Raw genomic sequence first — 12,486 nt, forward strand, 5'->3', positions numbered from 1 at the left:
GATGGTTAACTCCGATGCCCTTATGGACGATCCTTTCCCAAAACCATGGGAGGGCCAGATAAGGTGATCTTGTCCCCATCATCTCATTTCTGACAATTCTTCTCGCAGAATACGTCGTAAATCAGTTTCAGTTATTGATTGTTCGGCAGGAGACTGCATACATTGTCTTAGCACCTGATTAATCAAGGTTTGATAGCCCATGCCCCTTGCCTCAGCATCTATTCGAAAATGATCCAAAACATCATCATCGAGATAAATCGTAATGCGGGTTTTTCTGTTGGATGGAATGATGGCGCCTCGTTTTCCTTTGGAAAAATCATATTCCTGTCTCATAGATTTTTGTCTCCTGTTTCGTGGCACGTCGGGCTGAAATTAAGCAAATAATTTCTCCTCGCAATGTATAAACAACAACTCAAGATAGAGCCCGTGTTTCCCATCCCTAATGCGATAAAACGTTCTTCTGTAGTGGAATCAGGATCAAGCTCGTGAATGGTGAGAGGATTAAAGAGGATTAAAAAAGACCATTTCAGCTTCTGCAAAAATGCCATGCTTTTGCCGATTACTTTTGGCCTTTTGCGGATCATACTCAAACTGCATACATACGTAATATGCATTACAAAGTGTTCGGTCAATATAAGGATCAGTCCTGCACGCAAGCGGCGATCGCCTCCCGACAATCTTGACTCTAATTAAAACTCAATTTTTTGTCCTCAGTTCGGGAAACCACACTCACCGGGGTGTTGCACTGGGTCGATCAATTTAGCTAAATTAGCACTCGTGAGGTGGGAGTGCTAATCCCCCGCCAAAATCCCTACTGACCGTGCAAGACTATCATCTGGAGGATGACTTCTATGGCCGCTATTACCATTAATGTTTCTACTGTGAAACCCCTTGGCGATCGGGTGTTTGTGAAAGTAAGCCCCGCTGAAGAGAAAACCGCTGGGGGTATTTTGTTGCCCGATAACGCCAAAGAAAAACCCCAAATTGGTGAAGTTGTCCAAGTTGGCCCCGGCAAACGCAACGACGACGGCACCTACTCCCCGGTTGAAGTTAAAGTTGGTGATAAAGTCCTTTATTCCAAATATGCCGGCACCGACATCAAACTTGGTGGCGACGACTATGTTCTGTTAACTGAAAAAGATATTTTGGCCTCCGTTGCCTAAGTCTATTAATTTTTACTGATCCTGACCTTTGCTAAGGCTTTCAGGATTTTTACCCATTCATCTATCCCAATTAATCTGCCCACGAGGTTTTACTTTTATGGCTAAATCCATCATCTACAACGACGAAGCTCGCCGCGCCCTGGAACGGGGTATGGACATTCTGGCGGAAGCTGTGGCTGTTACCCTCGGCCCCAAAGGTCGTAACGTTGTCCTTGAGAAAAAATTTGGTTCCCCCCAAATTATCAATGACGGCATCACGATCGCCAAAGAAATTGAACTGGAAGACCATGTGGAAAACACCGGGGTTTCCTTGATTCGTCAGGCTGCTTCTAAAACTAACGATGTGGCTGGAGACGGCACCACCACTGCTACGGTTTTGGCCCACGCCATTGTCAAAGAAGGTCTACGGAATGTGGCCGCCGGTGCTAACCCTATTTCCCTCAAGCGGGGTATTGATAAAGCCACTGAATTTCTTGTTGCTCGGATCAAAGAGCATGCCCAGCCCGTGGGAGATTCCAAGGCGATCGCCCAGGTGGGAGCCATTTCCGCCGGTAACGATGAAGAAGTTGGCCAAATGATTGCCAATGCCATGGATAAAGTAGGCCAGGAAGGGGTTATTTCCCTGGAAGAAGGCAAATCCATGACCACCGAGTTGGAAATCACCGAAGGGATGCGCTTCGATAAGGGCTATATTTCCCCCTACTTCGTCACCGATGCTGAACGGATGGAAGCGGTTCTTGAAGATCCCCGCATTTTGATCACCGACAAAAAAATCAACTTGGTGCAGGACTTGGTGCCCATCCTCGAACAAGTGGCCCGCCAAGGTAAGCCTTTGTTAATCATTGCCGAAGACATCGAAAAAGAAGCCCTCGCTACCCTCGTGGTTAACCGTCTCCGGGGTGTGCTCAATGTGGCCGCCGTTAAAGCTCCCGGCTTTGGCGATCGCCGTAAACAAATGCTGGAAGACATTGCTACCCTCACCGGTGGTCAAGTAATCAGCGAAGATGCCGGTCTGAAACTGGAAAGCGCCACTGTGGATAGCCTCGGTTCTGCCCGTCGCATCAACATCACCAAAGACAACACCACCATTGTGGCCGAAGGCAACGAAGCCGCTGTAAAATCCCGCTGTGAGCAAATCCGTCGCCAGATCGAAGAAACCGATTCTAGCTACGACAAAGAGAAACTCCAAGAGCGCTTGGCTAAATTGGCCGGTGGTGTAGCGGTAATCAAAGTTGGTGCCGCCACGGAAACCGAAATGAAAGACCGCAAACTCCGTCTGGAAGATGCCATCAACGCTACCAAAGCTGCTGTGGAAGAAGGCATTGTCCCCGGTGGTGGTACCACCCTGGCCCACTTGGCCCCCCAATTGGAAGACTGGGCCAACGGCAACCTCAAGGATGAAGAGTTAACCGGTGCTTTGATCGTCTCCCGGGCCTTGCCTGCTCCCCTAAAACGGATTGCGGAAAACGCCGGTCAAAACGGTGCGGTAATCTCCGAGCGGGTCAAAGAAAAAGACTTCAACATTGGCTACAATGCTGCCACCTTGGAGTATGTGGACATGCTGGCTGCCGGTATCGTTGACCCTGCCAAAGTAACCCGTTCTGCTCTGCAGAATGCGGCCTCCATCGCAGGCATGGTCTTGACCACCGAATGTATCGTTGTGGACAAGCCTGAAAAAGAAAAAGCCCCTGCTGGTGCCCCCGGTGGTGACTTCGACTACTAAGGTTTGCCCCAGGTCAATCTAGTGGCCTAACAACTCTTTTCTCATAAATTTTCAGGGAGGCTCCGGCTTCCCTGTTTTCGTTTTGGTCAGTTTTCCCCCCATTGCAGCAAATTTAAGCTTGGTTAGGCGATCGCCTTAAACACAGAAAATGATTGGTTAAGCACGGTGTTCGAGCTTAAAATTGACTAGGTCTAAATCTTTGCCGGTGAAATAATCCAGAGCCATGTGGCATCTTCCCCCCAGTAATTTGCAAAAATGGCATATTTGCCACAGTCGTATGGTGCTAGATAATCCCTGGTGTCGGGTGCGTCAGGATACAGTGCAATTGCCCAATGGGACTTTGATTGATGACTACTTTGTCAACGTGCGACCGGAAATTGTCATGGTTTTGGCCGTCACTTCCCAGCAGGAAATTATTTTTGTGCGGCAGTATCGCCATGGGGTGCAAGAAATTTTGCTGGAACTACCCGCCGGTACCTTTTTCCCTCACCAGGAAAGCCCCACCGTCGCCATTCGTAGGGAACTAGAGGAAGAAACCGGTTACCAGATTGTCAGTTTGCTTAGTTTGGGTTGTATTTATGACAATCCGGTTAAAGATCAATCCCGTCTCCATCTTTTTCTCGCCCCTGATGTGGCTCCCACAGGCAAAAAAGCCTGGGATGTAACGGAAGAAATTGAAGTGGTGTTAATGCCGATCGCCGTAGTGCGGGAGCAGATTTTTTCTGGACAAATTAGGGTGGCGGGCAGTTTGGCAGCTCTGTTACTAGGTCTGGAAAAAATCACCCAACTTGATGACGACAAGTGAATGTTGAGAGTTTTTTCCGGCGATCATATGGCGTCAAAAAACCGACCTAAAATTAAGACAGATAGGCTCGGTGTCCATTTTCTTTTCCCCATTTGCCATGACCGTTAGCAACAATCCCCTTTGGCTCTACGACACCACCCTCCGAGACGGAGCCCAGCGGGAAGGCATTTCTTTGTCCTTGACCGACAAATTGACCATTGCCCGTCGCCTCGACCAGTTGGGCATTCCCTTTATTGAAGGGGGTTGGCCTGGGGCTAATCCTAAGGATGTGCAGTTTTTTTGGCAGTTACAGGAAGAGCCTTTGGAACAGGCGGAAATTGTGGCTTTTTGTTCCACCCGTCGGCCCCATAAAGCAGTGGAAACGGACAAAATGCTCCAGGCAATCCTTTCTGCTGGAACCCGCTGGGTAACCATTTTTGGTAAGTCCTGGGATCTGCATGTGCTGGAGGGATTGCAAACTAGCTTGGCGGAAAATTTGGCCATGATCAGCGACACGACCGCCTATCTACGCAGTCAAGGGCGGCGGGTAATTTACGATGCGGAACACTGGTTTGATGGTTATCGAGCTAATCCTGACTATGCCTTGGCCACCTTAGCCACTGCCCATCAGGCCGGGGCGGAATGGTTAGTGATGTGCGACACCAATGGGGGCACCTTACCGGTGCAAATTACTGAAATTACCACCAAAGTCCGCCAGGGTTTAGGACTAGACGGTCGGTCTGAACATCAACCCCAACTTGGTATCCATGCCCACAATGACAGCGGTACGGCGGTGGCCAATTCCCTCCTGGCGGTGGAGGCCGGGGCCACCATGGTCCAAGGCACCATCAATGGCTACGGGGAGCGCTGTGGTAATGCTAACCTCTGCACCCTGATCCCGAATTTGCAACTCAAACTCCATTACGACTGCATCAAACCGGAACAGCTAGCCCACCTCACCAGCATCAGCCGTTTGATCAGTGAAATGGTTAACCTAGCCCCCGATGACCATGCTCCTTTTGTGGGGCGATCGGCCTTTGCCCATAAAGGGGGAATCCATGTCTCGGCAGTGCAACGTAATCCCTTCACCTATGAGCATATTGCCCCGGAGTTGGTTGGCAACGAGCGACGTATTGTAGTGTCAGAACAAGCCGGGTTGAGCAATGTTTTGTCTAAAGCAGAGTTATTCGGCATTGCCTTAGATCGTCAAGATCCCGCTTGCCGTACCATTCTGGAAACCTTGAAAGACTTGGAACAGCAAGGTTACCAATTTGAAGCAGCGGAGGCCAGCTTTGAACTGCTAATGCGCCAGGCCATGGGCGATCGCCAACCCCTATTTGTAGTGCAAGGCTTCCAGGTACATTGTGACCTGCTGACCCCGGCGGAAAATCCTGCTTACCGTAATGCTTTGGCCACGGTAAAAGTAACCGTCAATGGGCAAAATATTTTGGAAGTGGCGGAAGGCAATGGCCCTGTGTCAGCCCTAGACCAAGCTCTGAGGAAAGCCTTGACCCGTTTTTATCCCCAAATTGCCGATTTCCACCTCACTGATTACAAAGTACGGATTTTGGATGGAGGGGCCGGCACTTCGGCTAAAACCCGCGTACTAGTGGAATCCAGCAATGGCGATCGCCGTTGGACTACGGTGGGGGTATCAGGCAATATTTTGGAAGCTTCCTACCAAGCCGTGGTGGAAGGCATTGAGTACGGTCTACGTTTACTAACCTGTGGTCTGACCAATCAGACTGTAACCCCAAGTTGAGCTTTTCCTGCCAGGCGATCGGCACTGCATTTGTTTAGTCTCCCCAACTTAGACAACCGCAACCACTAATTCCCTGAGAATGGTGGCCCATCTGGTCTTGGTTGACCATCAATGTAGGCGGCTAAATCCCAAGCTTCTTGCTCCGTTAAAACCCCATCAAACTGGTAGGGCATATTGCCATGGATAAATTCCGCTAGGGTATCAATCCTTGCTATCCCTGCCTGGCGATTGAAAGAATGGTCTCCCCATAGGGCCGGGCGATAATAGGTGCCACTGCCATAACGGCCCTGCCCCGACGCCCCATGACAAAAAGCACATTTCTGCTCAAAAATTGCCTGGCCCCGCTTTGCATTCCCCGCCAGTTTGACAATAGGAGGATAGGGCGTTTTGGGTAAGTCTATGTTCAGCACCTGGGCCTGCTCATCCAACCACTGCATATAGGTGATGAAAGCTTGGAAATCAGGGTTATCGGCCGTAATGGGCAGAGGTTTTCCATTCAGACTATGCTCAAAACAAAGATTGATTCTTTTTTGTAAATGATCAGTTTCTGGATATTGATATTTCTTCATCATCCCAAACCAGGAAGATGCTTTTGGATTAGCCCCGGCATTTAAATGACAACTGGCGCAATGGAGCTTGGCGGTGGGCACAAATTCCGGCATTTCCTCATAGGTTTGGGTGGCTAGTTGATAGCCCCGCAGAATACCATTCCAATGGCTATTATCCCAGGTTGTTATCGGTTCGCTGGGGGGAGAAACAACTTGGGGATCAATTTGAGTGGGGAGGGCATCGGCAAAGGTAAAACTAAAATCTGCCGAGGCAAATTTTTTCACATTGCTGCTCCGAGCAATGGAATGACAACCCATACAGGAAGAAGTTTCCTGAATATAGGTTTCCATAGTGGTATTGGCTAACAGAGCCGGCAAAACACGAAAAACGGTGTCGGGATTGTTATCTGTCGGCGGCTTGGGAATGGCCCATTGAGCATTGATTAACTGATAGTTGGCCCAAACGGAATCCCCCAGTCCTCGTTGCACAAGGCGATTGAGCTCAACAATGTTATCCACCGCCTTAGTGGGTTGACTGCAATCAGGATTTTCGGAGGGAATAGGGATTTTACGGGTAACTTGGTTGGGAATACCAGGTTCCGTTTGTTGATTAGTTAGGCAATTGACACACCGATCGCCATGGAAAGAAAAGGCTGTATTGCTAGAAGAATCATGCTCTAAGCCAGGCACATTGTCCACCTGTTCATAGGTGGACCAAATCCACTGGGGTGCACTGGGGGTTTTATACATAATGTGGAAACCCACCAAACCCACCTGGCGTAGTTGATGTTCCTTGGTGGTTAAATTCTGCACATAGGCCGGCACTGTGTGGAAGCGGCTGGATTCTTCTGGGTTAATTTCCCGCCAAGCGGCCTTAATCAAAATAGAGCCATCGGGGGCATTGATTTTAGGTAAAAGAGCCTGTTGTTCTGGGTTATAAAGCTCATTTTCCACCACATAATCAAACAACACCTTATTCATGCGAATTTCGTAACGCACCACGTTGCCCCACTGATCAGTCAAAGTTCCCGGCAGGGCCCCATCCGCTTTAGTGGGTTGAAAGTCGTCGTTAAGCACTTCATCAACCTTACTTTGGCGAAAGAGAATTTTGGTTGCCCTGTCACCAACTAAGTCATTAGGTAAGGGTTCATTACTATTCCATGGCTTTGGTGCAACTCCATTGGGTAAATAAACTTCACTGGTTTCTTTCCAGGTTTCCCACACCCTCGGCCCTGGAGCGTTGATAGCCAAATTTTTATCTGGAACTCCCCGATCGCCGACCATAGCAGGCCAATTAAGGGCAATAAATTCCTGCCAGGCAAAGGTATCCACTGCCCGTTGCACAATATTGAAATTACTTTGCTTGAGTTCCCCTTCCACGTCTGCCGGCAACTGCCAACTAATAGCAAGGGGAGATAATTTGGCATTACAAACCTTAGGCAAAGGGATAGTGGGAACGATTTTAGAGCTGACTGGAGTTACCAGAGAAAAAAACAGCACAAAAATAATTATAACTAGGGCATAAGCCATAATTCTTCCTATTTTCATGCCATTATTCTCCCTTGGTATTTATAAGTAATTATTGTTGAGTTGGTAGAGAAAAAATTGTGTCTTGCACTGGTAATTGTTTGGTTAATTCTGGTGAAATTTGGAAAGTATTTCCTAACACCGAGCTAGGATTGCTGGCTAACCAATTACTTAGATCAATACTCTGGTAATCCCCATCATTGAAAACCACTAAAATATCCAACGATTTTTTGGAACTGTTGCGGAGGGCATGGCCATAACCCTTGGGTACGTAACCCACATCCCCTTGTTGCAGACGACTCACACTGGCTTTACCTTCCGAAGCAAAAACGGTTAAATCCATTTCGCCATCGAGAATATATTGCCACTCGTCCGCATTGGGATGCCAATGGAGTTGACGCATGGCCCCTGGTTCCAAATGAATTAAAGCGCCGGTCATATTAAAACTGCCGGGAAATTCCTTGGCGCTGGCTAACCTCAATTCGTTGCCGCCCAGGGAAACTAAGGGTTGTTGCCCTAAGAGATTATGGGTGTGGGGCACTTCAATTTTGGCCGTTTGCCCCTGGGGAGTCGCGCTAGCCAAGGAGCCAGAAGCTGGGCCGTAGGAGGAAATATAAACCTGTTTTTTGGGCAATTGGGCCACCTGGGCCGCTGTCCAACCTAAATTTTCTTCCACCCAGGCGATCGGGGTGTGGGAAAGCCAATCGGTAACGCTAAAGGTTGCCCCTTCGGAAAAGGTGCCGTCGTTGAACACCAGCAAAAATTTCGCAGTGCCGGGACCAATGCCCTCAATACTGTGGCCCCAACCCCGGGGAAAATACCAAAGCCCTCCCTTATCCACGTCGGCAATTTCCACTTTCCCTTCGGGACTGGTGAGGGTAATGCGAGTTCTGCCTTCCATCACATACGCCCATTCCGCGGCGTTGGCGTGCCAATGTAATTCCCGAATAGCCCCCGGTTCTAAGCTCATATAAACCCCGGCCATACCCTTACTGACAGGAAAATTATAGGTGCCCACCTGTTTGGTGGTGCCGCCGTCATAAAGCACTAGGGGAGTTTTGTTAAAGGCATAGCTAAAAGCTGGTAAATCCTTACCCCAAACCACATTGGAGAGCGATCGCCATTGTTGACTTTGGGCAATAGTGGGGGAAAAAATTCCCAGATAAATTACCAATAAAACGCTCAATCCCACCCACAAAAACCGCCGTCTCAGCTTTCCCATTATCGAATCAACCATAGTGATGCTGGAATGATCACAATCCAGTGATAAAAATTGTCTTTATCTGGAAAATAAACGAGGATTGTGGGGAAGGTAACACCCTGTTAACAAAATGTAACTGATACTAAGGGGAGTATTTCAGCAGTGAAATGGAGGCATTTTTAGGTAATTATTTATTAGAAGAAATTAACAAACATTGACCATCGGGACAGAGGTCTTCCAATTCAATTACCACCGGTTTGATAGCCCAGATGTCTTCGGCATATTCCCGAATAGTACGATCCGAAGAAAATTTACCCATGCGAGCTACATTTAAAATTGCCATGCGAGCCCAGTTTTCTTGATCTTTGTAAGCTTCTCCCACCTTGTTTTGACAGTCCACATAGGCCTGGAAATCGGCAAAAACCAGATAAGGATCATTGCCCAACAGGGAATCCATTAAAGGACGAAATAGTCCCGTATCACCGTGGGAAAAAAAGCCACTGTTAATCAGATCCACCACGGCTTTAAGGTTGGGGTTGTTATTGTAATACTGCCAGGGTTGATAGCCTTCGACCAGGGCTTTTTCCACCTCTGGAGTGGTCAGGCCAAAGAGGAAAAAGTTTTCTGCCCCCACCTCTTCTCGAATTTCGATGTTTGCTCCGTCCAAAGTGCCAATGGTTAAAGCGCCATTCATGGAAAATTTCATATTCCCCGTACCGGAAGCTTCTTTCCCCGCGGTGGAAATTTGTTCCGACAGATCGGCGGCGGGATAGACCCTTTGACCAAATTTAACGTTATAGTCCGGCAAAAAGATAACTTTCAGGCGATCGCCAATGGTGGGGTCATTGTTCACCACATCGGCCACGGAGTTGATCAACTTGATAATTAATTTGGCAGTGAAATAACTGGGGGCCGCCTTACCACCATAGATAAAGGTGCGGGGAGTGATATCGAGATCGGGATTATTTTTAATCTGCAAATAGAGATGGACGACATGGAGAATATTCAAATGTTGCCGTTTATATTCATGGATGCGTTTTACCTGCACATCAAATAGGGAATCGGGATTGACGACTAAATCGCTCTGGGCCTTGATATAGTGCGCTAAATCCTGTTTAACTTCCCGTTTCACCTGTCGCCAATCTTGGCGGAATCCAGCTAGGTCAGCGAAGGGTTCTAGTTGCTTCAACTCATCCAGGTTTTTGATCCAGCCCTCACCAATGCGGGAAGAAATTAGATTACTCAGGCGGGGATTACTGAGCACCATCCAACGACGGGGGGTAACTCCGTTGGTTTTGTTGCTAAATTTTCCTGGCCAGAGTTCATAAAAATCCTTCAAAATGGTCTCTTTCACCAGTTCACTATGTAACGCTGCCACTCCATTAATGGCATGGGAACCCACTGTGGCTAGATAGGCCATACGCACCGACTTTTCCCCGGCTTCGTCAATGATGGACAATCGAGCCAGGCGATCGCCGTCGTTGGGATATTTAATCCGCACTTGATCAAGGAAACGTTGATTAATTTCGTAAATAATTTCTAAATGCCTAGGCAACATTTGGCCAAATAGGGGCAAAGACCATTTTTCCAGGGCCTCCGGTAGTAGAGTGTGGTTGGTAAACCCCAAAGTAGCCTCCGTAATGCCCCAGGCCTGTTGCCATTCATAGTGGTGTTCATCTACTAAAAGACGCATCAATTCCGCCACTGCAATGGAGGGGTGAGTGTCATTCATTTGCACCGCAAAATGTTCGTGAAAATTCTTCAGAGTGGGATTGTCTGATAGATGGATGCGGATCATATCCTGGAGGGAACAGGAAACAAAAAAGTATTGTTGTGCCAGGCGCAACTCTTTGCCCTGGATTTGTTCATCGTTGGGATAGAGCACCTTGGTGAGATTTTCGGAAGTAACTTTATCCTGCACAGCGCCATAGTAGTCCCCCATGTTGAACCGCTGAAAATCGAAGGATTCCGCCGCTTCCGACTTCCAGAGCCGCAAATTGTTGGCGGTACTAACTCGGTAACCCAAAATGGGGGTGTCGTAGGGAATACCTTTGACTAAGTTGTTGGGAACCCACCGCACTCGATAATTGCTTTGATGGTCGGTGTAGGGTTCTGTGTGACCCCCTAGTTTCACCAACACAGCCGCCTCTGGGCGGGCAATTTCCCAGGGATTACCCAACTGTAACCATTTATCTGTGATTTCCACCTGCCAACCGTCTTCAATTTCCTGGTCAAAAATGCCGAATTCGTAGCGGATGCCGTAGCCGATCGCCGGAATTTCCAGGGTGGCGAGGGAATCCATAAAGCAGGCCGCCAAACGACCCAAACCACCGTTACCCAAACCTGGCTCTTCTTCTATATCAATCAACTCCTCTAGGTTTAACCCCGACTCCTCCACTGCCTGCTTAACCGGCTCCCACAGTCCCAGATTGATTAGGTTATTGCCTAGATGGGGCCCCAAAAGATACTCCGCCGACAGGTAAGCCACCACCCGATTGTCGCAGTTGAGATAGGTTTGCACCGTATTTAACCACCTTTGCAATAGGCGATCGCGGATGGTGTAGGCCAGGGCCATATAACAATCATGCTTAGTGGCAATGCCAGGAAATTTTCCCTGGAGATAAAACAGGTTATCGGCCAAGGCCCGCTTCAGGGTTTCCACGCTCAGACCAGTGCGGTCGTCTTCCACCTGAATGAGAGGATTGGTGGTGTTAAAAGCCATGGGGAGGTGCTCCGTTAATGGTGTGCCTTTTCCTATAGTGTGCAACTGCCATTAAAGTTTGGTTAGGAATGGGGACATTTGTTGGACTTCTTAACAAAATCGGCGAATCATAACAAACCGTTACAAATCCCGATGGCCCTTGCCTTCTGTGCCTAGAATGGTCGTAATTTGTCGCCGTTGCGAGGAGTGCCCCATGACCATTGCCCACCGTGATGCCCGGGATTACCAGATTATTTTTCTCTGTAGCTTTTTGAGTTTGGGAATATTGGCACGGGACTGGAGTTTGACCCCTTTGGCGATCGCCATTATTTTGACCACAACATTGGTGGTGCAATGCCTATTTACCATCAATCAACAGGGTAATTTTGGCCGTTGGTTTTCCTTGCATACATGGCAAAGTTTTTTGGGACATCAGGGTTGGAAAAGTGCTCTGATCACGGGTTTGGGCCTTTGTTTGCTGTTGCGGGCTAACCATTTATCCACTTTGATACTGGCTAGTAGTTTGGCGATCGCCAGTAAGTTCCTGTTGCAAGCCTGGGGCAAACATTGGTTTAATCCCGCCAACTTTGGCATCATTGCCGCTTTGACCCTGACGGGGGATGCCTGGGTTTCCCCGGGACAATGGGGTACTACTCTCTGGCTGGGGGCCATGTTCTTGGCCGCTGGGGGGTTGGTGTTGGGCAGAGTGGGACGGTGGGACACATCGGTAATGTTTTTAGCGGTCTATGCCGGGCTGGATTTACTGCGTAACGCTTGGTTGGGGTGGCCTCCGGAAGTTAGTCTCCATCACCTGGAAAATGGCAGTCTATTGGTATTTGCCCTGTTCATGCTCACCGATCCCCGCTCCATTCCCAATGGCCGCCCTGCTCGTTTAATCTGGTCCACGGCGATCGCCATGGTCAGTTTAATTTTGCAATATTACTTTTACCTTCCCACTGCCCTATTTTGGGCCCTATTTCTACTTTCCCCCCTCACCGTATTGCTAGACCGTCAGTTTCCTGCCCCTCGTTTTCAATGGTGGCAAAAAGCCAAACCTGTACCATCAAATTAAGCTAG

The 12,486-nt window shown here is 48.6% G+C and carries 9 protein-coding genes; 5 read left to right on the top strand and 4 right to left on the bottom strand.

Annotated elements, in window-relative coordinates; translation table 11 throughout:
* Positions 1-78 precede the first annotated feature (78 nt).
* On the bottom strand, positions 79-333 hold the full coding sequence (locus IQE94_RS05420; protein WP_212716695.1) for a BrnA antitoxin family protein: 255 nt from the start codon (positions 331-333) through the stop codon (positions 79-81).
* A gap of 518 nt (positions 334-851) precedes the next feature.
* Here IQE94_RS05420 and groES point away from each other — a divergent pair.
* From groES to cimA, 4 genes are all read left to right on the top strand, one after another.
* Positions 852-1,163, top strand: a complete 312-nt coding sequence (gene groES, locus IQE94_RS05425; protein ID WP_190597507.1) for a co-chaperone GroES — start codon at positions 852-854, stop codon at positions 1,161-1,163.
* A gap of 97 nt (positions 1,164-1,260) precedes the next feature.
* A complete protein-coding gene (gene groL / locus IQE94_RS05430; RefSeq protein ID WP_212716697.1) occupies positions 1,261-2,886 on the top strand; it encodes a chaperonin GroEL in 1,626 nt (541 codons plus the stop codon).
* A gap of 223 nt (positions 2,887-3,109) precedes the next feature.
* A complete protein-coding gene (locus IQE94_RS05435; RefSeq protein WP_212716699.1) occupies positions 3,110-3,691 on the top strand; it encodes an NUDIX hydrolase in 582 nt (193 codons plus the stop codon).
* 97 nt (positions 3,692-3,788) lie between these two features.
* The gene (cimA, locus tag IQE94_RS05440) at positions 3,789-5,432 is read left to right on the top strand and encodes a citramalate synthase (RefSeq protein WP_223342858.1); all 1,644 of its coding nucleotides are present in this window, start codon (positions 3,789-3,791) and stop codon (positions 5,430-5,432) included.
* A 65-nt stretch (positions 5,433-5,497) separates the two neighbouring features.
* On the opposite strand, the gene IQE94_RS05445 is transcribed toward cimA, so the two are convergent.
* From IQE94_RS05445 to IQE94_RS05455, 3 genes are all read right to left on the bottom strand, one after another.
* Positions 5,498-7,423, bottom strand: coding sequence for a c-type cytochrome (locus IQE94_RS05445; RefSeq protein WP_223342859.1), 1,926 nt, complete (start codon positions 7,421-7,423; stop codon positions 5,498-5,500).
* A 136-nt stretch (positions 7,424-7,559) separates the two neighbouring features.
* On the bottom strand, positions 7,560-8,744 hold the full coding sequence (locus IQE94_RS05450) for a cupin domain-containing protein (RefSeq protein ID WP_212716704.1): 1,185 nt from the start codon (positions 8,742-8,744) through the stop codon (positions 7,560-7,562).
* A gap of 151 nt (positions 8,745-8,895) precedes the next feature.
* A complete protein-coding gene (locus IQE94_RS05455) occupies positions 8,896-11,430 on the bottom strand; it encodes a glycogen/starch/alpha-glucan phosphorylase (protein WP_212716706.1) in 2,535 nt (844 codons plus the stop codon).
* 157 nt (positions 11,431-11,587) lie between these two features.
* Here IQE94_RS05455 and IQE94_RS05460 point away from each other — a divergent pair, with 157 nt between their 5' ends.
* A complete protein-coding gene (locus tag IQE94_RS05460) occupies positions 11,588-12,481 on the top strand; it encodes a Na+-translocating NADH-quinone reductase subunit B (RefSeq protein ID WP_255611369.1) in 894 nt (297 codons plus the stop codon).
* Positions 12,482-12,486: the final 5 nt, after the last annotated feature.

It is taken from the genome of Synechocystis sp. PCC 7339, from assembly GCF_019924095.1.
GTDB lineage: Bacteria > Cyanobacteriota > Cyanobacteriia > Cyanobacteriales > Microcystaceae > Synechocystis.

What these genes read in the sequence shown, in the direction of transcription:
- cimA (WP_223342858.1), top strand. Translation starts at nt 3,789, where the DNA reads ATGACCGTTAGCAACAATCCCCTTTGGCTCTACGACACCACCCTCCGA.
- IQE94_RS05435 (WP_212716699.1), top strand. Translation starts at nt 3,110, where the DNA reads ATGTGGCATCTTCCCCCCAGTAATTTGCAAAAATGGCATATTTGCCAC.
- groL (WP_212716697.1), top strand. Translation starts at nt 1,261, where the DNA reads ATGGCTAAATCCATCATCTACAACGACGAAGCTCGCCGCGCCCTGGAA.
- groES (WP_190597507.1), top strand. Translation starts at nt 852, where the DNA reads ATGGCCGCTATTACCATTAATGTTTCTACTGTGAAACCCCTTGGCGAT.
- IQE94_RS05455 (WP_212716706.1), bottom strand. Translation starts at nt 11,430, where the DNA reads ATGGCTTTTAACACCACCAATCCTCTCATTCAGGTGGAAGACGACCGC.
- IQE94_RS05460 (WP_255611369.1), top strand. Translation starts at nt 11,588, where the DNA reads ATGGTCGTAATTTGTCGCCGTTGCGAGGAGTGCCCCATGACCATTGCC.
- IQE94_RS05420 (WP_212716695.1), bottom strand. Translation starts at nt 333, where the DNA reads ATGAGACAGGAATATGATTTTTCCAAAGGAAAACGAGGCGCCATCATT.
- IQE94_RS05450 (WP_212716704.1), bottom strand. Translation starts at nt 8,744, where the DNA reads ATGGTTGATTCGATAATGGGAAAGCTGAGACGGCGGTTTTTGTGGGTG.